This is a genomic window from Anaerolineae bacterium, assembly GCA_013178165.1.
GTDB lineage: Bacteria > Chloroflexota > Anaerolineae > Aggregatilineales > Ch27 > Ch27.
Genome location: JABLXG010000042.1, coordinates 1 through 22,298 on the forward strand (window position 1 = coordinate 1; position 22,298 = coordinate 22,298).

23 protein-coding genes and 1 tRNA gene are annotated in these 22,298 nt (G+C 61.9%); 11 read left to right on the top strand and 13 right to left on the bottom strand.

The window, feature by feature from the left end; genetic code table 11:
* On the top strand, positions 1 to 296 hold a 296-nt coding region (locus tag HPY64_16945), incomplete at its 5' end, for a response regulator (GenBank protein NPV68819.1).
* Between the two features lie 40 nt (positions 297 to 336).
* Here HPY64_16945 and HPY64_16950 read toward each other — a convergent pair.
* The gene (locus HPY64_16950; GenBank protein NPV68820.1) at positions 337 to 759 is read right to left on the bottom strand and encodes a DUF393 domain-containing protein; all 423 of its coding nucleotides are present in this window, start codon (positions 757 to 759) and stop codon (positions 337 to 339) included.
* 158 nt (positions 760 to 917) lie between these two features.
* Here HPY64_16950 and nuoF point away from each other — a divergent pair, with 158 nt between their 5' ends.
* Genes nuoF through fdhD form a run of 3 tightly spaced genes read left to right on the top strand, consistent with a single transcriptional unit; the run spans position 918 to position 4,217 of the window.
* A complete protein-coding gene (gene nuoF, locus HPY64_16955) occupies positions 918 to 2,633 on the top strand; it encodes an NADH-quinone oxidoreductase subunit NuoF (protein NPV68821.1) in 1,716 nt (571 codons plus the stop codon).
* 36 nt (positions 2,634 to 2,669) lie between these two features.
* The gene (locus tag HPY64_16960) at positions 2,670 to 3,389 is read left to right on the top strand and encodes a 2Fe-2S iron-sulfur cluster binding domain-containing protein (GenBank protein NPV68822.1); all 720 of its coding nucleotides are present in this window, start codon (positions 2,670 to 2,672) and stop codon (positions 3,387 to 3,389) included.
* Between the two features lie 3 nt (positions 3,390 to 3,392).
* A complete protein-coding gene (fdhD, locus tag HPY64_16965; GenBank protein ID NPV68823.1) occupies positions 3,393 to 4,217 on the top strand; it encodes a formate dehydrogenase accessory sulfurtransferase FdhD in 825 nt (274 codons plus the stop codon).
* A gap of 143 nt (positions 4,218 to 4,360) precedes the next feature.
* Here fdhD and HPY64_16970 read toward each other — a convergent pair whose 3' ends face one another.
* The 7 genes from HPY64_16970 to HPY64_17000 form a co-directional block, all read right to left on the bottom strand.
* A complete protein-coding gene (locus tag HPY64_16970; protein ID NPV68824.1) occupies positions 4,361 to 4,894 on the bottom strand; it encodes an ATPase in 534 nt (177 codons plus the stop codon).
* A 22-nt stretch (positions 4,895 to 4,916) separates the two neighbouring features.
* Entirely contained in the window at positions 4,917 to 5,444 is a 528-nt protein-coding gene (gene coaD / locus HPY64_16975; protein NPV68825.1) for a pantetheine-phosphate adenylyltransferase, read from the bottom strand.
* Positions 5,445 to 5,468: 24 nt separating this feature from the next.
* The gene (recG, locus tag HPY64_16980) at positions 5,469 to 8,231 is read right to left on the bottom strand and encodes an ATP-dependent DNA helicase RecG (GenBank protein NPV68826.1); all 2,763 of its coding nucleotides are present in this window, start codon (positions 8,229 to 8,231) and stop codon (positions 5,469 to 5,471) included.
* Positions 8,232 to 8,246: 15 nt separating this feature from the next.
* Complete coding sequence (locus HPY64_16985; protein ID NPV68827.1) at positions 8,247 to 9,089, bottom strand: DegV family protein; 843 nt, start codon at positions 9,087 to 9,089, stop codon at positions 8,247 to 8,249.
* A gap of 4 nt (positions 9,090 to 9,093) precedes the next feature.
* Positions 9,094 to 9,957 (bottom strand): DegV family protein, encoded by an 864-nt coding sequence (locus tag HPY64_16990; GenBank protein ID NPV68828.1) that lies wholly within the window; start codon positions 9,955 to 9,957, stop codon positions 9,094 to 9,096.
* A gap of 92 nt (positions 9,958 to 10,049) precedes the next feature.
* On the bottom strand, positions 10,050 to 11,747 hold the full coding sequence (locus HPY64_16995; protein NPV68829.1) for a DAK2 domain-containing protein: 1,698 nt from the start codon (positions 11,745 to 11,747) through the stop codon (positions 10,050 to 10,052).
* A 31-nt stretch (positions 11,748 to 11,778) separates the two neighbouring features.
* Positions 11,779 to 12,138, bottom strand: coding sequence for an Asp23/Gls24 family envelope stress response protein (locus HPY64_17000; protein ID NPV68830.1), 360 nt, complete (start codon positions 12,136 to 12,138; stop codon positions 11,779 to 11,781).
* Between the two features lie 469 nt (positions 12,139 to 12,607).
* Between HPY64_17000 and HPY64_17005 the strand changes: the two genes are divergently transcribed.
* Positions 12,608 to 12,793 (top strand): 50S ribosomal protein L28, encoded by a 186-nt coding sequence (locus HPY64_17005; GenBank protein ID NPV68831.1) that lies wholly within the window; start codon positions 12,608 to 12,610, stop codon positions 12,791 to 12,793.
* A gap of 88 nt (positions 12,794 to 12,881) precedes the next feature.
* Here the strand turns inward: HPY64_17005 and HPY64_17010 are convergent, their stop codons facing one another.
* From HPY64_17010 to HPY64_17025, 4 genes are all read right to left on the bottom strand, one after another.
* Complete coding sequence (locus tag HPY64_17010) at positions 12,882 to 13,565, bottom strand: ribulose-phosphate 3-epimerase (GenBank protein ID NPV68832.1); 684 nt, start codon at positions 13,563 to 13,565, stop codon at positions 12,882 to 12,884.
* Positions 13,566 to 13,644: 79 nt separating this feature from the next.
* Positions 13,645 to 14,754, bottom strand: a complete 1,110-nt coding sequence (locus HPY64_17015) for a P1 family peptidase (protein ID NPV68833.1) — start codon at positions 14,752 to 14,754, stop codon at positions 13,645 to 13,647.
* Positions 14,755 to 14,784: 30 nt separating this feature from the next.
* Positions 14,785 to 15,891, bottom strand: a complete 1,107-nt coding sequence (locus HPY64_17020; protein ID NPV68834.1) for a methyltransferase domain-containing protein — start codon at positions 15,889 to 15,891, stop codon at positions 14,785 to 14,787.
* Between the two features lie 76 nt (positions 15,892 to 15,967).
* A complete protein-coding gene (locus HPY64_17025; GenBank protein NPV68835.1) occupies positions 15,968 to 16,852 on the bottom strand; it encodes a YitT family protein in 885 nt (294 codons plus the stop codon).
* Positions 16,853 to 17,094: 242 nt separating this feature from the next.
* On the opposite strand from HPY64_17025, the gene HPY64_17030 reads away from it, so the two are divergent.
* From HPY64_17030 to HPY64_17045, 4 genes are all read left to right on the top strand, one after another.
* Positions 17,095 to 17,167, top strand: a tRNA-Asp gene (locus HPY64_17030).
* Between the two features lie 110 nt (positions 17,168 to 17,277).
* Positions 17,278 to 17,505: a hypothetical protein gene (locus HPY64_17035; GenBank protein ID NPV68836.1), complete on the top strand. Its 228-nt coding sequence runs from the start codon at positions 17,278 to 17,280 to the stop codon at positions 17,503 to 17,505.
* A complete protein-coding gene (locus HPY64_17040) occupies positions 17,502 to 17,858 on the top strand; it encodes an IS1 family transposase (protein NPV68837.1) in 357 nt (118 codons plus the stop codon). The genes HPY64_17035 and HPY64_17040 overlap by 4 nt, the downstream gene beginning before the upstream one ends.
* Before the next feature lie 44 nt (positions 17,859 to 17,902).
* The gene (locus HPY64_17045; protein NPV68838.1) at positions 17,903 to 18,250 is read left to right on the top strand and encodes an IS1 family transposase; all 348 of its coding nucleotides are present in this window, start codon (positions 17,903 to 17,905) and stop codon (positions 18,248 to 18,250) included.
* Positions 18,251 to 18,334: 84 nt separating this feature from the next.
* Here the strand turns inward: HPY64_17045 and HPY64_17050 are convergent, their stop codons facing one another.
* Entirely contained in the window at positions 18,335 to 19,480 is a 1,146-nt protein-coding gene (locus HPY64_17050; protein NPV68839.1) for a hypothetical protein, read from the bottom strand.
* Between the two features lie 311 nt (positions 19,481 to 19,791).
* On the opposite strand from HPY64_17050, the gene HPY64_17055 reads away from it, so the two are divergent.
* The gene (locus tag HPY64_17055; GenBank protein NPV68840.1) at positions 19,792 to 21,315 is read left to right on the top strand and encodes a protein kinase; all 1,524 of its coding nucleotides are present in this window, start codon (positions 19,792 to 19,794) and stop codon (positions 21,313 to 21,315) included.
* 25 nt (positions 21,316 to 21,340) lie between these two features.
* Positions 21,341 to 22,291, top strand: coding sequence for a sugar phosphate isomerase/epimerase (locus HPY64_17060; protein ID NPV68841.1), 951 nt, complete (start codon positions 21,341 to 21,343; stop codon positions 22,289 to 22,291).
* The last annotated feature ends 7 nt before the right edge of the window (positions 22,292 to 22,298 follow it).

Sequence of the window (22,298 nt, forward strand, 5' to 3'; positions counted from 1 at the left end):
CCAGCGGCTGGCAGGTTGTGCAATTCGCCGACACCCTGCCGCGTGTGGATCTGGTCCTGATGGACATCCGCCTGCCGTATGAAGACGGCTACCAGGCGCTGGAGAAAATCCGCGCTCATCACCGGTTGCAAAATACCCTGGTCGTTGCCGTAACCGCCGAGACCAGCGAGGAACAGATGAAACGCGCCCAGCAGGCCGGCTTCGACGGCTTCCTGGGTAAGCCTCTGGACCCGGATCGTTTCCCCAATCAGATCCGGTGCATCCTGAGCGGCGAACCCGTGTGGGAATGGCAGTAGCCCCCCTCGCCAGCCTATCCCCCGCGTTCTCTCTATCTCCTTACAGCCTGGGGGCGTGCACCCGGCACGCGCCGTCCTGACAGGGATCGGGGCGCCCCAGCAAGCGATTAAAGCGATAGCGATTGGCGGCGATCCAGCCATAAACCCGAGGTCCCAGCCAGGCAATTCCTGGCAGGCCAAGCAGTGGAGAAAGCCAGGCCAGAGGCGGCAATTCACGTAGCAGGGCGCGCACCCCCGCATAGCCCGTCTGCACCCGGCCATCTGGCGTCACGACATGAATCAGACCAAGCAGCGCCTCCTGAGTCAGCGATATCGCTGCATCGGAAAGCCGTTCCTGAACCCCTGCCCAGTCCTGGGCATCCAGATAGTCAATCCGCTCCCGCCAGTCTAACCGTTGTATCGCCCGCATCGAGCCAACACATAGCCCACACAGGCCATCGTAGATCATCACCGTTCGGCCCATTGCTCATTCACCATTCTGTCCCACCACAACAGTGAGGGTCATCCGACACTGTCGCCACAATTAGAGAGAACTTCCCAGACCGATCATCTTCAGTTACAGTATAGTAGAATCTGCCTGGAAGACTCCTGTCTGCCTCCTTGCCCAAGCGAGGTAACCCTGTGGTCGATCAAACCTCCCCGGAACTGGTCACGCTGGAACGCCTTGCCGCCGACTTTGCCGGGCGCGGACGCGATGCGCTGCTACCCGCGCTGTGGGCGGTACAGACGGCTTACGGGTACATCGGCCCGGAAGCCGTTCGCGTGCTCTCGCAGACCCTGGACATCCCCGAAGCGGATATTTACGGCGTCATCGGCTTCTACAGCATGTTCTACGATCGGCCTGCTGGCCGGACGATCATCCGGGTGTGCACCAGCCCTTCATGTGGCCTTGCCGGGGCGGACCGGGCGCTGCATACCCTGTGTGATCGGCTGGGGACCGTCCCCGGTGGCACCACCCCCGACGGTCAGTACACGGTTGAGCAGACCACCTGCCTGGGCCTGTGCGAGCACGCCCCGGCGGCGCTGGTTAGCCGCCAGGGCGCAGGCGAGCAGCAGTATGCCCCGATCGATATTGACGCTATTCTGGCCGGGCAGCCGGGTCACCACAACGGCGTGATCGGCAGTATGACCCGGGTGCTGCTCAGAGACCTGCCCACCGACCGGGCGCAAACGCTGGCCGAATACGGCGAATACGTTGCACTCCAGCGGGCGCTGAGCGACCTGATGCCGGAGGAAGTCATCGCCAAAATCGAGGCATCAGGGCTGGTCGGGCGCGGCGGCGCGGCCTTCCCTACCGGCCTCAAATGGTCGTTCACGCGGCGGGCGCCGGGCACCCCGCATTACGTCGTCTGTAACGCCGACGAGAGCGAACCGGGCACGTTCAAAGATCGCGTGCTGCTGGAGATCCGGCCGCACCTGTTGCTGGAAGGGCTGGCGATCTGCGCCTATGCCATTGGCGCGGAGCAGGCTTATATCTTCATCCGGGGGGAATACCCGCTGGCTACCGAGCGCCTGCAGCAAGCTATTGCCGAGGCGGAAGCCGCCGGTTACCTAGGAGAGAACATCCTGGGCAGCGGTTTTTCCCTGCACGTGGAGGTGCGGCGCGGAGCTGGGGCATACATCTGCGGGGAAGAGACGGCCCTGTTCGAAGCCATTGAGGGCAAGCGCGGCTACCCGCGGATCAAGCCGCCTTTCCCGACCACGCACGGCTTGTTCGGCAAGCCGACGGTGATCAACAATGTCGAGACGCTCTGCAAAGTCCCCGGTATCATCAATCGCGGCGGGCGCTGGTTCCGCCAGTGGGGGACTGATCTCAGCACTGGGATCAAGCTGGTAGCTGTCAGCGGGCATGTGCAACGGCCCGGAGTCTATGAAATCCCGCTGGGTGTCACACTGCGCCATGTGCTGGAGGCGCTGTGCGGCGGTGTGGTGGGCGAGTTGCAGGCGGTGCTGATGGGTGGCGCGGCAGGGACATTCCTCAGGCCGGAGGAGATCGACGTGCGCCTGACGTTTGAAGACCTGCGGGCCATCGGCAGCACGCTTGGCTCCGGGGCGATCATGGTTTTCAACGATACCGTTGACCTGCGGGATGTGCTGCGCCGGATCGGTGAGTTCTTCCAGCATGAAAGCTGTGGCAAATGTTATCCCTGCCAGCTTGGCACGCAACGCCAGAAGGAAATCCTGGATCGGCTGGCGACTCCTTTGCCCGGCGATCGCCAGCGCCTGGCTGACATCGGGCAAACGATGACCGAATCGTCGCTCTGCGGGCTGGGGCAGACGGCGGCGGCAGCCGTCCTGAGCGCCATGCGCCAGTGGCCGGAGTTGTTTCCCGCCTAGCGCAGCGATGCCTGATTGCTGAGAGAGGAGTGCCGTATGGCAGAGCCAGCCTCAACTGTCACCCTCACGATCGACGGACAGTCGGTCACTGTGCCAGCCAATACCACCATCCTGGAAGCAGCCCGCAGCATCGGCGTCGACATCCCGACCATCTGCGCCCATGACGCCACCACTCCCCGCGGCCTGTGCCGGTTGTGCGTGGTAGACATCAACAGGGGCCGGTTGCTGCAGCCGGCCTGCATCGTGCCGTGCCAGGACGGTATGGTGGTAGAAACCGCCAATGAGCGTGTCCGGACGAGCCGCCGCACCATTCTGGAAATGCTTCATTCGGCTGTTGACCTCTCCCAGGCTCCAGCGATTCAGCGCTATATGGCCGAGTATGGCGCTGATCCACAGCGCTTCCCGGAGGGTCGCAGGCGCGAGCATCCGGTTCTTGACGACAATGCCTTTTACATCCGCGACTACAACAAGTGCGTGATGTGCTGGCGCTGCATGCAGGTCTGCGCGGAAGATGCTCAGTACATCTTCGCCCTGAGCATTGACGCACGCGGCTTCAGCAGTCACATCACCACTGCTTTCGACATCCCCATGCCGGAGTCCACCTGTGTGTTCTGCGGGCAGTGCGTGGGCGTCTGCCCGACGAACGCCCTCAAACCCAAGATCGAGTGGGGCCTGGAACAGGGCTTAAGCCCTGACCAGATCCGGGAGACCAGTCGCGGTATGCGCCGCCGCCAGAAACCGATCCGGGTGGAATGAGCCATGGCCGACAACACGCCGGGCGCCTTCCCCTACACCTACCTCACCCTCAGCGGCGACCGGCTCGAAGCCGTCCCCGGCGGAGTCGTGGATGAACTGCTGCTGAGCATCTACGTGAATGCTCAGGAACTGGCGACCCTCATGTGCAGCCCGCTGGATCAGGAGGCACTGGCGCTCGGCTTTCTGTTCAATGAGGGTGTGATTCGCTCGCTGGCTGAGATTCGCCTGATCCGCCCCAACGCCAGCCGTACCGCGGTAGATATTTTCCTTAACCGTGACAGGTTCGATCCACCACGCCGCATGATCTTGACCTCTGGCTGTAGTGGCGGTGTGACCTTTCAGGACCTGCAGCGAACTCATCCGCCGTTGCAGACCGACCGGACTACCACGCCGGAAGTCATCTTCGAGCTGATGCGGGCGATGAAAAGCGCCGCGCACCTCTACAATCGGGTGCGCGGAGTCCATACTGCCATCCTGGGCGATGAAAGCGGGCTGCTGCTGGTTGCCGAGGACGTAGGCCGCCACAATACCATCGACAAGATCGCCGGCAAGGCGCTCCAGGCGGGCATTGAGACCCGCGATCGCATCCTGGTCACCAGTGGCCGTATAAGCTCGGAGATGCTCAACAAGGCGCGGATGATGGGCGTGCCGCTTGTTGCCAGCCACACCTCGCCCACCAGCATGACCGTCCGGCTGGCCCAGGCCTGGCAGATCTGCGTGATCGGCTACGTGCGGCAGAACAGTATGCGCATCTACACCCACCCGCAGCGCTTGGCCCTGCCGCCGATCAGCGAAGGAAATGACCTCCCGCCGGAGGCAGAAGACTGAGGTGCTCGTTACCCGCGAAGAGGACGAAACAGGGCGCGCCTGCACACAGGTGCGCCCTGTCCGGTGATCAACAGGCAGCAATCAACCTGCCGTCCGGGGAAGGGGATTGCCCTCTGGGAAATTGACGGCAGCGCCAGCCAGGCTTAGTTGGCCGCCTGTTCCGCGCTGACGGCGACTGAAGGCTGTACAGGCGCTTCCGGGCTGGCTTCGGCTGGCGCCTGGCGGGAAGCCGCCTGACGCTGATTGACCGTGTTGATGCCGTTGCGGACAACCGTCAACGTGCGGATGAGCTGGCTTTCCAGCTCACTCAGCACATCCATGACATACTTGTCAGCATCAGCCTGGATCGCCTCGGCTTCCTGACGGGCCTGTTCCAAGATGTTGGCGGCGCGGCTCTGGGCGGCCTGGGCGATCGCTTCGCGGGAGATCAGGCTATCGCCGCGCTCGCGGGCCAGTTCCACCAGACGCGCCGCTTCTTCATTGGCCTGGGCCATCAGGCGATCGCGCTGCTGAAGCACCCGATTCGCCTTTTCGATCTCTTCCGGGATCGAAATGCGCATCTGGTCGATGATCTCCAGCGCGCGTTCCTCGTCAATCATCGTGTACTTACTGAGCGGGATGTGCCGCCCCTCATCGATCAGGTCTTCGAGGCGGTCGACCAGATGAAGAATATCCATATCAAGACTCCCTTCCCCCGAATCAGTCGGTCATACTGACCATGTACACCGGGTTATCGCCATTCTGCCGTAGCTCGCTGAACTTGCGGCGCAGCGCCTCCTGGACGTGCAGCGGGACCATGGTGCTGACTTCCCCGCCCAGCGAGGCGATCTCGCGCACGGTACTGGAGCTCAGGTGGACATACGCCTCCCCGGCGATAAGATTGACGATCTCCAGGCTGGGCGCCAGACGGCGGTTGGCCAGCGCCATGCGGAACTCCAGCTCAAAATCGGAGAACACGCGCAGGCCGCGAATGATCGCAATAGCGCCCACTTTCTGCGCATAGTCTACAGTCAATCCGCTATAAATCGCAAATCGGATGTTGGGGATATGGCGGAGCGATTCTTCGACCAGTTTGAGCCGTTCCTCTGCGCTGAACAGCAGGCGCTTGTTCGGTCGATCGTAGACTGCCACGATCAACTCGTCAAACAGGCGGGCCGCCCGCATGGCGATGTCGATGTGGCCGTAATGAATCGGATCAAAGGAAGCAGGATACAACGCCCGGCGCATAGATGCCCTCCTCAGGCTGGCGGCCTAGCTCAGGTCCGTCGTTGCCGCCTGCCACATGGCGATGCGCTCCGCCAGCAGACGGTGCTCAGGTAGCGACAGGTCGGGGTCTTCCGCGTGGAGCGCCCGCGCTTCGCGTTGCGCCAGCGCGACCAGCTCCGGGCTGAAGCCCTCGGCAAAGCGGAAGCGCAGCGCGTAACCGCTCTGGCGCGTGCCCAGGAGGTCTCCTGCGCCACGCAGGCGGTAGTCGATCTCGGCCAGCTCGAAGCCATCAGTTGTGCGCACCATCGCCTCCAGGCGCGCCCGTGCAGTGTCTCCGTCGGCGTCGCTGATCAGCAGGCAATAGGATGGATGCGGCCCGCGTCCCACCCGTCCCCGGAACTGGTGAAGCTGGGCCAGGCCAAAGCGGTTGGCGCCTTCGATCAAGATCACGCTGGCATTGGGCACATCAATGCCCACTTCCACTACCGCCGTGCTGACCAGGATATCCAGTTCGCCCGCCTGGAAGCGTGCCATGACGGCATCTTTATCATCGGCGCTCATCCGCCCGTGGAGCAGGCCCAGCCGCCGCCGCGGGAAGATCTCGTGGCTCAGGCGCTCGTACTCGTCCACTGCGGCGCGGCTTTCATCTTCGGTGTCTTCCGCCTCGACCAGGGGGTAGATGATAAACGCCTGCCGGCCCCTGTCGATCTGCTGGTCGATGAAGCTATAGGCCCGTTCCCGTTCCAGTTCGGTGAGCAGGTGAGTTTCCACCGGCGTACGGCCTGGCGGCAACTCATCGATCACCGTCAGGTCAAGGTCGGCGTGGATGGTCAGGGCCAGGGTGCGCGGGATAGGCGTAGCCGTCATCACCAGGAGATGCGGGTTGGCCCCCTTGCCGCGCAGCAGGCCCCGCTGCGCCACGCCAAAGCGGTGTTGCTCATCGATGATCGCCAGTGTCAGGTTGGCGAAGTCCACATCAGGCTGGATCAGGGCATGCGTGCCGATCACGATGGAGACCGTCCCCGCCGCCAGCCGCGCCAGCGTGTCCGACCGTTCGGCGGGCGGCGTCGCGCCGGTCAACAGCCGCACGGCGATCTCGCGTTCCGGCATCAGGGTGGCCAGGGCGCGGGTGATGGCGCGGAAATGCTGCTCGGCCAGGATACCTGTTGGCGCCATCAGCGCCGCCTGTCCGCCATTCTCCACCGCCATCAGCATGGCCAGCACGGCCACAATCGTCTTGCCTGATCCCACGTCGCCCTGCAACAGGCGGTTCATGGGCACAGCGCGGGCCATATCCGCCCGGATCTCGGCCACGGCGCGTTCCTGCGCGGCGGTCAGCGGGAAGGGGAGGTTAGCCAGCACGCCCGCCAGCCAGCTATCAGTCACCGGCTGGGGCACGCCCGGTTCCTTCTGCCAGGCCCGCCGCCGCGTCAGCATGGCGGTCTGCAGCAGGAACAGTTCGTCGAAAGCCAACCGCTCGCGGGCGTAGCGCAGATAATCCCAGTGCTCCGGGAAGTGCAACTGCCGCAGCGCCCAGCCCAGATCGACCAGTTCGGCGCGATCCAGCACGCTTTCCGGCAGGTAATCGGGCAGCCGCGGCGCCCAGTAATCCACCGTGCTCTTCATGATCCGGCGCAGGGTGCGGGCGGGCAGCCCTTTGGTCAGCGGGTACACCGGGACGATCGCCCGCGTGTGCAGGTTGTCGAACTCCAGCAACTCCCATTCCGGGTTGTTCATCGATGGTCTGCCCAGGTACTGCTCGACCCGGCCACTGACGACCACCTGTTCGCCGCGCTTGAGCTGATCCTGCAAATACGGCTGCCCGAAGAAGAAGACGGTCAGGGTAGCCGTGCCATCATCCATCACGATCTGCAGGGATTGCCGGCCACTGCGCCCTTTAAAGACCCGGCTGTTGACTATTGTGCCGATCAGCGTCACGACCTCGCCGGGTCGGGCGCGGTTGATCGGCAACAGGCGCGTGTAATCATCATGGCGACGCGGAACATGGTAGAGCAGATCGCCCACAGTGCGGATGCCCAGCTGGGCCAGCTTTTCGGCGTTCTTTTCCCCCACACCCTCGATGACGGTCACCGGCGCTTCCAGCCCGCGCAGCAGGTCAAGCTCCTCGGCCAACTCGCGCGGACGGCGCGGTCTGCGGCGCGGTTTAGGGCGGGATGGCTCAACCGGCTGTCCTGCCTCTTCCATCCCGGCTTCAGCGGGCGCCGCCGGTTCTTCCGGCGCTATCATCTCCAGCGCTACTGTCTCCGGCTCCACCGCTTCCAGCGGCGCAGCTTCGGCCTCCACCGGCCCGGCGCCCACGGGGGGCATCGCTTCGGCAGGGGAAGGCCCCTGCGCCGGAGGGGGCGTCGGCGTTGCTTGGTGGGGGGATTCGACCGCTGGAGCAGGTGGCCGGGGGCGTTCACGCCGGGGTTCGGCGATCCGCTCCTGCTGTGCGGGAGGACGCGGCGCAGATCTGGCAGGTGGCTGTTCCCGAACGGGTGCTGGCGTGGCGGCAGGCCCCGGTGGTGCAGGTGTATCGGCTGGCGGGATGCGCCCGGTAATGCGACCGATCATGTATTTGACCGCCTCATGGCGCTCGTCGTGGCTGGTGAGCTGCTCATAGCGGCGCATGAGACCGGCCAGTTCATCTACCAGCGCGTGGTGCTCAGGTCGCTTGGCCTGAGCGTGCGCGTCGCTCTGCCACCGGTCGGTGAATGCGCCCAGGCCGCCAATCACAGCGGTGTTTTTGTACCCCTGCTCGCGTTCGAGCTTGAGGATTTTCATCAGGGTTTCAAGTGCTGAAGGCATACCTGTCTCAGTTCGCTATCCCGCCGTTACCAGCGCCAGGCCCAGCGCGGCGGTCCCAACGTGCGTGCCCAGAGCCGGGTTCACATTGACAATCAGCGTGTCGCCGGGCGGAGTAACATCCGCCAGTGTATCGCACAGTTCCTCGGCCATCACCTGATTGTTCGTGTGCAGGATGGCCAGCCGCTCCAGCGGCGCGTATTGCCGGGCTAGTTCCACCAGCCGGGCAGCCGCCCGTTTGAATGTGCGGACGTTATCCAGAGATTTTACATTGCCTTCGGTCAACTGGACGACCGGTTTGATCTGCAACAAGCGCCCCGCGATAGCCGTTACCCAGCCGACCCGCCCGCTACGACGCAGATTCTCCAGCGTGTTGAGCGCCCCAAAGACATGAACACGAGGGCGCATCCGCGCCAGCGTTAATGCGATCTTCGCGGCACTCGCCCCGGCGGCAGCCATCTCCGCTGCCTGAATCACCTGGAAGCCAGCTCCCATAGTCACCTGCCCGGAGTCGATCAGGGTATAGCGGCCCGGCACAACTTCCTCCGCCGCCAGGTAAAAGGTGTTGTAGATGGCGCTCAGACGGGCCGGGGCGGCAATCAGGATCAGGTGATCGGCTTCGGCTGCCTTGCGGGCGATCATCTCCCGCGTCACACCCAGCGGACAGGCCGAGGTGGTTGGAAGTTGCGACAGGCTGGGCATCCTGGCGTAAAACGCCTCCCGCGTGAGCTGCACACCATCATCCAGGTAGCTCTGGCCATCCATAACCACAACAGCCGGAATCAGGGTGATATCCAGCTGCCTGGCTACCTCCGCCGGTACATCGCACACGCTATCCGCCAGCACTTTCAGGATTGCCACCGTCTTACGCCTCTTCTTCAGCCTCGCAAATCACAATCCCTACCCCATCCGGGCCGAGGTGAGCAGCCAGGGAAGGGCCGTATACCACCACCGGAAAGTCCCGCTCGCCGAATTCCAGGGCCAGCCGATCCTGGATCAGGCGGGTTTGCTCGGTGATCTGGGTGGTGTTCTGCACAATCACCAACTGCTGGATATCGGCGAATTCGGTCACAAACTCCAGCAATTTGTCGACCGCCTGGGCGCGCGTCCGCACTTTTTCCATAGGCACCAGGCAGCCATCTTCAATGGTCAGGAAGGGCTTGATACCCAGGATTTTTCCCAGGATCGCCTGCGCTTCGCCGATCAGATTGCCACGGAAGAGATACTCCAGCGTTTCCACATAAAACACGCTGTAAACTCGCGGCACCGCCGCGCGCACAATCCGCACCACGCTTTCCAGTGACGCATTGCTTTCCACCGCCTGGATCGCTGTTTCCACCAGAAAGGCCAGCCCCACCGAAGCCGTCAGCGAATCGATGACCACAATGTCCGAGCGTCCGCGCATGATCTCCGCAGCCGTCTGCGCATTACGGTACGACTGGCTCAGGCCGCTGGCCATCGGCAGGACGAGAATGTGATCGGCCTGTTCGCCCAGCCTCCCGAAGAGTTCCACATACTCAGCCACTGTGGGCGCTTCCAGGATGGGAGGTGGCGCCCCTTCAGCAAGCACGCGCCGAAAGAAGCCTTCGGCGTCCAGATCGACGCCTTCCCGGAAGGTCTGTTCTCCCAGGCGAATGGTCGCCGGGATCACCGTGATATCATGCTGACTAACAAACGCCGGATCGAGAAACTGCGCCGAGCTATCGGTAACAATACTGACTTTAGCCAAGCGCTTCCCCCTCTAAACGTGTATGTTGCCAGATTCTCGCTCGCCCGTGCTCGGTGCTGGAAGCCAGTGGCCCCCGGCACACCGGACGCTAATCATTCGATGCTCAACAGGTAGAAGTAATGAGGTTGTCCTCCGGGAATGACCTCAAACGTAAACGAGTCATAGGCGGAGGCCAGCACTTCTGCCAGCGCCTCGGCATCCTTCGGCCTAACATCCGCACCATAGTAGAGCGTGACCAGCTCGTAGGCGTTGCGGTCCAGCTTGCCAATCAGGTCATGCATCAACTGGCTCAGATCGTCATGGGCCGCCACGATCTTGCCTTCCAGCAGGCCGATCACCTGCCCGGCTCTGGCCCGCACGCCATCCATTTCCACGCTACGCACGGCCACCGTGACTTCGCCGGAAACGACATCATCCAGCGCGGCGGTCATACCCTCGGCAATGTAGGCCAGGTCCCCGCGCCGATCCTCATGCAGGCGGGCGTTGGCATAGAACAGCATGGCCGCGATCCCCTGAGGGACGTTCTTGCTGGGGACCACCACAACCTCTTTGTTGCGGGCCTTGCGGACGGCCTGCTGAGCGGCCAGGATGATGTTGCCATTGTTGGGAAGGATGATTGCCTTGTTGACCGGCACGTCGCTCAGGGCCTTGTAGATTTCTTCCGTGCTGGGATTCATGGTCTGGCCGCCGCTGACCAGCCGGGCCGCGCCCTGCTCGTAGAAGATGCGGGCCAGACCATCGCCCGGAGCCACCGCAATCACGGCTACGTCGTCCGGCTGCAGCTCCACACTGGGCATCGGAGGCGCTTGCACTGGCTGTGAGGCTCCGATGTTGTCCAGGTACTGCTCATACATATTCTCGACGACCACATCGCTGACCACGCCCAGCTTGACCGCGTAACTGATTGGCTGGCCCGGATCGTAGACATGGACATGAATCTTGACGGTAGTTTCGCCATCGCTGGTGACAATCGCCGAATCGCCCATCGCCTGGATGGCCGCGCGGATGCGGTCGACATCCAGCTTTTCGCCGGTCAGCAAGAGCTGCACATCGTACGGGTGACCGAATTCGGTCGCGCTCATCACATGGGCGAGCTTGCGGGCCGGGGCCGCAGCGGCAGCCCTGACCAGGTCGGATTCCAGGGACTCGCCGCGTAGCTGCCGCAACATGCCCTCCAGAATGTAGGTCAACCCCTGCCCACCTGAATCGATCACCCCGGCTTCTTTGAGGATCGGCAGCAGTTCCGGTGTACGCTGCAGCGTTTCGTTGGCCTGCACCACCAGCGCCTCAAACAGGCGGACAATATCGCTCTCCTCACGTACCACCACCTGCGCGCGCTCGGCTACCTCACGGACAACGGTAAGGATGGTACCTTCGCGAGGCGGCTTGGGGGCAGCGTCATAGGCAAAGGTGGTACCCATCTGCAGGGCGCTGGCCAGGCCGCTAGCATCCACCGTCTCTGACTCGCGCAGGGCCACCCCGAAGCCGCGCCAGATCTGTGACAGAATTACGCCGGAGTTCCCGCGGGAGCCGTTCACCGCACCTTTAGCGAAGCGCCGCACCACAGAGCCGACATGCGGTTCATCCAGTTCGGCAACCTCAGCATAGGCGCTTTGCATGGTCAGCAACATGTTGATCCCGGTATCGCCGTCAGGCACCGGGAACACATTGAGCTGGTTCACAATCTGATAGTGCTGCTCCAGCCAGGACATCCCGGCCAGCAGCAACTGTTTGAGCTGATGGCCATCCAGTTTCAGGCACGCATCTTGGGTTGGCGTCTGCTCGGTCATACGTCGGTTCTCTCTGTGGCTGCTCTGGAACTCAGGAGTCAGGGTGTGTCACGCGCAGGCCCTGAACATGGACATTCACCTGAGCGACCGGGGAGCCAACGGTCTTCTCCACTTGATAACGGACAGCATTGATCAGGCTGTTGGCAACGGTGGCGATCCGGGTGCCATATTCGATGATGACATACAGGTCGATGGTGATCTCGCCGTTGTTTACCGTGACCTCAACGCCGCGATGGATATCCCGCGACAGGACAGCGGCGACTTCCGAGGCCAGGTTGGGCATGGTCATCCCCACCACCCCATAGCTTTGCAGCGCCGCCCGCGAGGCAATCGCCGCAATCACCGCCGGAGCAATGTGAATGTCGCCAGGAATGACTTGTTCTTGGGTCATGGTCATTGATCCAATCGACTTGGAACAACCTGCAGATGCTACGTGACCGGAAGCGCGAAGCCTTGCCCCCGGTGCTCGCCCGTGTGCAGCACACAGACCAGCGCAGTCGCCAGCACAGGCACCTTAATTATAGCAGACGACGGACAAACGACACCCTGTCGCTGGCCGAAGGTACTGTATCCTTTTCGGTTGAAATTCGTGGAATGGTTTTCATGTTCCTGCAACAGAATGAAGTCGCGTGTCATTTTGAGAGAAAATACACATGCGATTTGGTGCGTAGATGGGCAACCTTCAACCGGCATCTGAATTTCAACCGCGAAAGATACACTACCCTGGCCGAATCATCAGCGTAAGCGTGGGTCGGGCGTATGGCGCGGCACCCGGCTGACCCTTGCCAAAGCCGGTCGGCTATGGTAGCATCCAAGCCGCAAGTTTCCAAGTGCGTAGATCAGCAAACGAGGCATTCACCATGGCGAAGTGCGATTACTGTGGCAAGACGCCCATGCACGGCAACAGCCGCAGTCACTCCATGCGGGCAACCAAGCGCCAGTTCAAGCCGAATATCCAGCGCGTCAAGGTTATGGTCAATGGCCGCCTCGTCAGCCGCAACGTGTGCATGCGTTGCCTGAAGACCCTGGTCAAAGATCAAGCGTAACTGACCCCGGCCCGCCCTGGCAGGTTAGCAAACAGCCCCGCCGCGACGGGGCTATTTGTTTTGCAGCCTGTCCGGCGTCATCAGATAGCTAGACGGCGTCATACCGCGCTGCTGCCGCACCAGCGCGAATCGCCTGGATCGCCGCAGCGATCCCTTCCGGCGCGGCGAAGATCGCATTCCCGGCTACCAGGACATTGGCTCCGGCAGCCACCACCGCCCCCACGGTGTCCGGCGCGATACCGCCATCAACCTCGATATCCAGTCGATGTCCCAGGGCCGTACTGCGCTCGCGTACGGCGCGAATCTTGGGCAGCATGGTCGGGAGGAAGGTCTGCCCGCCAAACCCGGGGTTGACTGTCATCACCAATACTTGATCCAGCAGGTCGTACACGTTTTCGATCATCGTGACCGGCGTATGAGGGTTGAGCGCTACCCCGGCCCGCAAGCCCAGGTCGCGAATCTGCTGCAGGGTGCGGTGCAGGTGGATGCTGGCCTCCACATGGACAGTGAGAGTGTTCGCCCCGGCGGCGGCAAATGCGTTCAGGTGGCGCTCTGGCTCCACAATCATCAGGTGCACATCCAGCGGTAGCGCTGTCACCCGGCGGATTGCGCTCAGCACCAGTGGCCCAACGGTGATGTTCGGGACAAAGCACCCATCCATGACATCTACGTGGATCACATCCGCTCCGCCGGCTTCAGCCTCGTGAATCTGCTCGCCCAGACGCGCAAAATCGGCGGATAGCAGGGATGGGGCGATCTTGATCGTATTCATGCTGCTCTCCTCATTCTGGCTTGCCGCAATAGTACCTGACGGCACCTGCCCGACGCAATCAGTCGCCCCCGGCGGAGGATCATCCTGCCGCCCGGCCATAGCGGCGCAGCAGGTCGACCAGCTCGTCCGGCGGCAGGGCGTACAGCGTATGCCCATCCCGGCCAGTCATGGTGGTGGCTGCTGTCAGCGAATTGAGCACTGCTTCCTCCACACTTTCCACCACAGCCAGGAATAGATCGTCAATGGCAACCTGACCTTCTTCAGCGATTGCCCGCAGGGTGTGCGTGTCCTGTGCCGGTCTTTGCGGACGACGGTTGGCTGTGGAAAAAGCGATCACGAAATCGCCGCTACCACTCGCGCTGATTGCGCCGGTGCGGGCCAACCCCAGTGCCGCGCGACTGGCCAGACGGCCAAGTTGCCGGGCTGTCAGCGGCGCATCGGTAGCCAGCACAATCATGACCGAACCAGGAGGCGGACTGGTCAGCGGGAGCAGGCGATCCTGGAAGTGCTGACCTACTGGAACGCCCAGCACCTGCAGGTGCTGGCGTGAGCCGAAGTTGCTTTGCACCAGTGTACCGAGCGTGTACCCGGCTGGCGTCAGGCGCGAAGCGGTGCCAATGCCGCCTTTGAAGCCAAAACACGCGGTTCCCGTACCCGCACCGACTGCGCCTTCCGCAACCGGCCCGTCGCTGGCGTGCTGCAGGGCCGCCAGCACATGCTCCGCCCGGACGTGCCGCCCCCGGATATCATTGAGGAAGCCGTCGTTGCATTCCCCTACCACCGGGTTGACGGTGCCAGCTGTCAGGCCAATATCCGGGTTCCTGGCCAGCATGTAGTCGATGACCGCGTCTGCTACTCGCGGGACGTTGAGAGTGTTGGTCAACAGAATCGGCGTCTCGATCGTGCCCAGTTCGCGGACCTGTTCAAAGCCCATCGCCTTGCCAAAGCCATTGAAGGTCTGCACAGCGGCGACAACTTTCTCCTGGAAGAGATTGCCCCCGTGTGGGAGAATGGCGGTCGCGCCGGTACGGATCGGCCCGTAGCCCGGATGCAACGGCCCCTCGCCAGCGATCAGCGTAACCTGCCCGACCAGGACGCCAGCAACATCGGTGATGGCGTTGTGGCGGCCCGTCGGCAACACGCCAGGCGTCACGCCAGGCGTCACGCCCAGATCACGCAAGCGGGGCATCTGATACCTCCTTCTCGGCAGGGGAGGGACTTAAACGCGCCGCAGGACGAAGATGCGCGGGTTCAGGCCACCCAGCGCGATCCGCTGTTCGCTGACCTGACGCCAGACCGTGCTTGCGCTGAGTAAGCTCTGCATCAGCCTGACCTCGTGCGTGATCAGAGCAAACAATGTCCCGGGGCGAGCTACCCGCGCCGTTTCAGCCAGCAGCGCCGGGTAGAGCGTTACATTGTCGGCATGGGAACCCACCAGATGGCCAAACGGCAGATCGGCACACAGCGCGTCAACGCTGGCGTCCTCCAGCGGAAGCTGCCGGGCATCCCAGTCGTGCAGCTCGGCGACCTGCGTGTACCCGGCTGCTGTCAGGTTCTCCCGCGCACAGACCAGCGCTTCCGGGTTGATGTCGCAGCCCAGCACGCGGCGGGCCGGCCCTGCCAGCAGACGCTCCACCAGAAACGTGCCGGAACCACAGCCAATGTTCAGGAAGATGTCATAGGGTCGCGGATCCGTCATCAGCACCATCGCATGGGCGACTGTAGCGTTCAGCGCGCCTTCCATGTCACAGACCCGCCAGGATCGCGTGGCAAGGGGACGCGGCGAAATACGCAGCAGCACCTCCCAGCCCTCACGTCCGTCGAGGGGCCGCCGCACACGTAGCAACAGATCGCCTTCCTCGAAGCCCTCGCTCAGGCCGGTTGCTTCCGCTATCGCCGTCCGCAGGCGTTTCATGACAGCCGTGTTCTCACCAGCGGCGCTGATGAAGAACGTCTGGAAAGCCTGTGGTGGATGCGCCGCGCGAACCAGGGCGATATCTTCCAGCAAAGACCGGAACGTCTGATCGCCCAGCAGGGCGCGTGGGCGGGGAATGGTATAGAAGCGAACCAGGTAGATTGCCTGCACGGTCTTCATCCGCAGCAGGGCGCGCAAACCACCGGCATAATCGAAGCGAAAAGCGCCCGATGCGGTCCCGGCCTTTGGCAGGCGGTGAAGCGTGACACGTTTGTCCAGGTGAACGCTCAATTCGCGGCGAGCGATCGTCTCCAGCCCTTCGACCACATTGGCCTCAAAGCGGCGTACCTCCGGGGCCGGGGGCCGCGACTTCCGTTTTGGGGCAGGTTTTTGTGGCCGGTGTGTCATCATGATGGCTTAGCTCCAGACCGTTGTGCTGTGACCTGCATAAGCAGCCAGAACGCACACAATGCCGGACGTTAACGGTTCAGCGCACATCGGTTGACTGAAACCCTTCGCCATAGGCGGTGTGCCCCTGGCCTACCACCATAAACGCCCGCGGATCGGCAGAGTAGACAAGGTGTCGCAGGTCGGCCACTTCAGGGCGACGCACTGTCACGAACAACACATGACGAGTCTGGCCGGTGTACATCCCGGTGCCGGTCCAGCAGGTCACACCGTGTGCCAGCCTGGTCATGATCAGATCGGCGATCTCCTGTGGCTGGTTGGTGATCACCATTGCCGTGCGGATGGTGCTTGGCCCTTCCAGCACGTAATCCGCAGCGGTGCCATCCACATAGATGGCGACGATGGCGTACAGGGCGCTTTCCCAGCCAAAGACCAGGCCAGCCAGGGTGACAACCAGGCCATCCGTATACAGATAAGTGGCGTTAAAGGCAGTCCCCAGCTTTTTCTGCAGGATCAGCGCCATGGTTGAACTGCCGCCAAAAGAACCGCCAGCGCGGTACACCAGCCCACCGGCAATGCCTCCCAGGATACCGCCAAAGATGGCGCTCAACAGCCGATCGTTGGTGATGCCATGGGCAGGAAGGTAGGGCGCCAGCATATCAATCGCCAGCGAATAAACCCCAACAACATAGATTGTCTTGAGGACGATCCGCCAGCCGCCAAGCATCCGGTAAGCCAGCATCTGGATCGGGATATTCAGTATTAGCACCATCAGGCCGATGGGCGTGCCAACCACATGGTTGAAGATCACTGACAGGCCGGATACACCACTGGGCGCAATTTCGTATGGTGCGTAGAAGATATTCAGCGAAATCCCGGAGAGTACGCCGCCTGTCGTCAACAAGAGAAGGTCACTGATGATCCCACGCCAGAGCGCCGGGCGTTTGATATCGATTGTGGTCATCGCCGCCGTCCTTAGATACGGGCTGATCATACTCGCGGATAGAAGATCGGCAATGGCTGGGGGAAAGCCTGTGTAGTGGCTATACCGGCGGGTGCAGCAAAGGGAAGGCGGCCAGCGAACAATAGAATTCCGGAATAGCGCAGCAGCCGTTTACGGGGAATGCCCTTCTTCATACAGGCTCTGCTCAGGCACAAAACCATTGACAGCCCGGAAGGGCACTGCTATAATGCGCCCCGTTGACTGGGGGCGTAGTGTAGCGGTTAACATGCCGGCCTGTCAAGCCGGAGATCGCGGGTTCGAATCCCGTCGCTCCCGCACCGACCGCGCGTCATTTCAGAATGGCGCGCGGTGATTTTCTCCCCTAAAACCTCCGCAATTTCGACCGGCATTGACTCCTCCCCATCCAGAATAACATTGAAGTCACCATGCAACGCAATGGCCACCACATGGTCGTCGTAGACGATCACCTGCTCGACGATCTTGGCCAGAAGCTGTTGGCGTGCTTCATCCGGTTCGTCCGTTTCGGCGCACTGCTCCCAATATGTGCAGAAGTTGCGGATCAAATCGGTGGCCTCATGCAGCTCATCGTGGTCGATAGGGCGCAGGGATTGGGGGTGTCTAAAAATAGGGATATGGGTAAAATAGAACTATGAACCAATGTCCGTACTGTCACCGAACCGAACAGCAGGTCAAAGCGGGGCTGAATGCCTCAGGCAGCCAGCGCTATCTGTGTAAGGTGTGCCGCCGCAAGTACACGCCCCAGCCGAATGACATCGGGTATCCGGCTGAAATACAGCGCCAGGCGCTGGAGATGTATGTTGATGGGCTGAACTTTCGGCGTATTGCGCGCCTGCTTAAAGTCAACCATCAAACGGTCGCCAACTGGGTCAAAGCCCACGCTGATCAATTGCCCGATCCGCCGCCGGCTCCTGCCGAGCCCATTGAGGTGGAAGAACTCGATGAGTTATTCACCTTCGTTGAGCGCAAAAAAACGTCGTCTACGTGATCACCCAGGTCGACCGGGCTAGTCGCTGCATTGTCGGCTGGGATGTGGTCTGGGAAAGGAGCACGGAGGCGCTGCAAGCCATGCTCGACCGTAGTCCTCAGGCCCGGCGGTATTATTCGGACGACTTCTCAACCTATCACACGCTGGTGTACTATCCCGGTCGTCATCAGGCCCTGACCGACAAGAGCCAGACCTATGCCGTTGAGGCAAACAATGCTGAACTCCGTCACTATCTGGCGCGGCTGGCACGTCAGTCATGTTGCTTTTCTCGGTGCATTCACGCCCTCTGGCGTTCTGTCAGGTTGTTTGTGTTTGCCTGGAACCGCCGCCAGTTATTCAAACGCCAGTTCCCGGCTTACCCGGCTCACCTGAAAGATTTCGTGTATCCTTGAAATTAGACACTCCCGACAACGAAAAGACCCCTCCTCAACCTGCTGAGAAGGGGGCTTGATACTGTTCAACTGTTACGATGCCGGTCAGTCGTTGCCTTCCGCCATCGATGACATGAACAGCATGGGGTTGAATACCTGGGCGCCCTCCGGCGCGGTGACTTCCACCGGGACGTTGAAATCGCTCAGGTCAATGTTCATGGACAGGCTGATCGATAGGTCTTCCGGCATATCTTCTGCCGCTTCGGGTTCCAGTTGCTGGATGGCTTCCCGGTTCAGTTCGAAGCCAAACGTCATGTCGGTGTGGCGAATATGGTAATCCTTCAGATCCACCCATTGAGTGGACTGCAGGCTCATCCCCGCCATGATTGCCGCCATCACGTCCATGAACCCTTCGGGCATCTCCTCCAGCGATTCGCCCTGCATCTCCATAACAGAAGCCATATAGTCCAGGAAAGCTTTCTGGAAGGTTTCGCTGGAGAACAGGCCCGCGTAATCGACCACCGTCTGGAAGGCCGCGGCTGGCTGACCGCCGATCTCAACATCCGCCAGGCGCGTGATGCGCACAAAATCCACATAATTCTGGAAGTTGACCAGCGCCTGGAAGGCCTCCGACTCTAACACTGCTGCCATCTCACCGGGGGCACCGCCTTCAGCCATGGACAGCATGCTCTCGTACATCGACGGCACATCCAGACCGATCCAGGCCGGACCTTCTGTCTCGCCAGCAGGCATCAGCGCCGCCGTATTGACATAGACAACGCCGCCCACCACAACCAGCTCAATTGGCAGGCCCTCCTGCGGGATGCCCGCTTCCGTTGCCAGTTCCTTCGGAAGGGTGATCAGAAGGTTCACCCGACCGTTCACCGTGCGCAGAAACTCCACCAGTTTCTGGGGAGCCTGGCTCATGAATTCAGCCATGGCAGCCCCTGGCTGCGGAAAAGCCGCCATCAACGTCATGTCGGCAGCCATAGCGCCGTTCCCCGCCACGGTCACCGCAACACGCCCGATCTCCGGGTCGCTGCTGCTGACAACCAGATCAAGCCCGGCTTCAAATGCCGCCGCCGAGATTCCGGCCATAGCGGCCTGCGCCTGCTCCAGAATCGCGCAATCGGCTTCGCTCAACGTGCTGCAAAAGACCGGCGGCTGCCCCTCGCCCTGCGCCTGGATGCCGGACAAAGGCAGGCTTACCCCCACAATGACCACTAGAACGAACACTAATCTGCGAAGCATTTGTGCAACCTTTCCCTGTGTATAACCTGCTGCTGTTGGGCCTGTTGCTGATCCCAGACCTAATCTTCACTATAACACAGTCTGCCGCCGCGCCTGCCCCCCATTGTTTGGGGGCTGAAGAACCGCAGCATTCAGCAAGATGATTCGCCCGGCGTCATCACACCGCTTGAGCGCCGATCACGAAAACAGATACAATATCCATAGGCACCTGTGTCAAATTCGCCACCGCGCTCCGAACGAGATCAGCGTCAAGCACAGCAGGTCCACAGACCAAGAACGCCACAGGGCGTCCGCATGAAAAGGGGTCGCCAGTGAAAATCGGGCATAAGCTCTTGGGCCGCTATGTCATCGAGCAACTCATTGGTGAAGGCGCTACTGCCACAGTCTACCTGGCCAGGGATGAGCGACTGGGGCGCCACGTGGCGATCAAAGTCCTGTTGCCCTATGTGCGCGCCATCGCCCAGGCACGCTTTAGCCGGGAAGCGCGTAGCGCCGCTGCCCTCAACCACCCGAATATCATGGCTATCTACGATGAGGCCGAGGAGGATGACTACCATTTTCTGGTAGTGGAATACGTCGAAGGCCGGCCGCTGACCGACCTGATTCCGTCTCCTCCGGAAGTCGTCGCTGACCTGGGAATCCAGCTTTGCAGCGCCCTGGAATACGCCCACCGGATGAACATCATCCACCGGGACATCAAGCCAGCGAACGTCAAAGTTTCCGAAGAAGGCGTGGTCAAGATCATGGACTTCGGCCTGGCGATGCCGCGCGACGCCAAACACATCACTGCCCACGGCTCAATCATCGGCACGCCGGCGTACCTGTCGCCAGAACAGGCCCGCGGCCTCGACATCGACCACCGCTCCGATATCTACAGCCTGGGCGTCCTGCTGTATGAAATGGCCACCGGCAGACTGCCCTTTGACATGAACGACATTGGGGCACTGCTGTTGAAGAAAGTCTCCAGCGATCCTGAGCCGCCCAGAACCCTTAACCCGGACATTCCCGACTGGCTGGACGCGGCCATCATGCGCGCACTCCAGCGCGAACCGGAGCAACGCTACCAGTCCGCCGCCGAATTTGCCCAGGCGCTTAATCAGAGTCGAGTTACGCCCGGCACAACGGCCGCCGGGTCAGCGCCACGCCCGACTCTCCCTCCCGCCCCGGTGGCCCCGGAACACACCGCTCCCATCCGTGTGATTGTCGCCGATGATCACGCCATCCTGCGCACCAGCATCGCTTTCTACCTGGACGATCAGCCCGATCTGCAGGTCGTCGCTGAAGCCGGAACCGGCCAGGAGACGCTGGCGCTGGTGGAACAGCACGCCCCCGACCTGCTCCTGCTTGACCTCAACATGCCCGATCGAAGTGGGCTGGACATCCTGCCGGAGATCAGGCGCAACCATGCTCAAACGCGGGTACTGGTCCTGACCGGGCGCACAGAGGACGCTTACATCATCCGGGCGCTACAGGCCGGGGCACATGGCTATCTGCTCAAGACCAGTTCACAGGAGGAACTGCTGGACGCCGTCTACAAGGTCGCGCGCGGGGAAATGGTGCTCGGCGCCGATGTGACTGAGAAGGTCGTCTCCGGCCTGCTGACCCCGCTGGAGCGTGACCCCCTCACCGATGACGAGCGCCAGGTGTTGCTCTGCATCGTCAGCGGCGCAGACACCAACACCCAGATCGCCGATAAGCTGGGCTGCACCGAGCAGGAAGTGATCCAGCGCCTGAAGAACGCCATCGACAAACTTGGCGCGCAAAGCCGCGCTCAGGCCGCCCTGGTGGCCCTCCGCAAAGGCTGGATCACAATCGAGGAAGCGCGTCAGCACTGATCAGAGCGCGCCAACAGGACGGTTCATGTTCGAGCTAGCGTGCCACACTTGGGGCTTCAGCGATCTGGCGCTGGAAGACGCCGTGCAGACCATCGCGCGGCTGGGCTTCAATTACCTTGATCTCGGCAGCGGCCCCCACCTGGACATTGACGCCGCGGCCAAGAATCCCCGTCGTGAAGTCACCCGAATCAGCATCTTGCTGGACGATTTTCATCTTCAGATCACCGATCTCTACCTTCTACTGCCGGCACTGGCCTCGGCAGATGAAGGCCGCCGACTGTACGAAGTCAAGCTCTTCGAACGTCTATTGCCGTTCATCCTCGACCTGGGCGTCCCCGGCGTTACCCTGTCACCGGGGATCGAAACCCCGGAGATCACCGAAGCGCGCATGCCACGCCCGGAAGCGATCCATCTGCACCCGCCTGAAAGAACCGAGGAAAACGCTGAGCTGGTCACGTACACGCGCCCTCATCCATCTGGCGGCGCCGGTGAACCGGCAAACCCCGGAGCCTTTGAGAATGCCATCGACTCGTTTCAGCGCATCGTGGAATTAACTGAAGATACCGACCTGCGGATCAGCATTGAGCCGCACCTGGATTCGGTGGCCGCCACGCCGGACAGAGCGCTGGCCCTGGTGGAGGCTGTCCCCGGCCTGAGTCTGACTCTAGATTGGGCGCAATTCACAGCGCAGGGGATCGCCGCTCGCGAGATCGAGCCGCTACTTCAGCACGCGGCTCATGTCCAGCTCCGGCAGGCGGCGCGTGGCCGCCTGCAGACCCCTTACCACGAAGGCACGCTTGATTTCCGCCAGGTGCTTTCACTGCTGATCGCCAATGACTACCGCGGCGCAATCAGCATTGAATACATGAACCGTGCGGGCTGGCACGGCCTGGCGGCGCTGGATATCGTCCGGGAAACAGGGCTTGTCCGCGATGAGATCCGCCTGATCCGCCATGAACTGCTCGGCAGCGCCTGACCTCCCG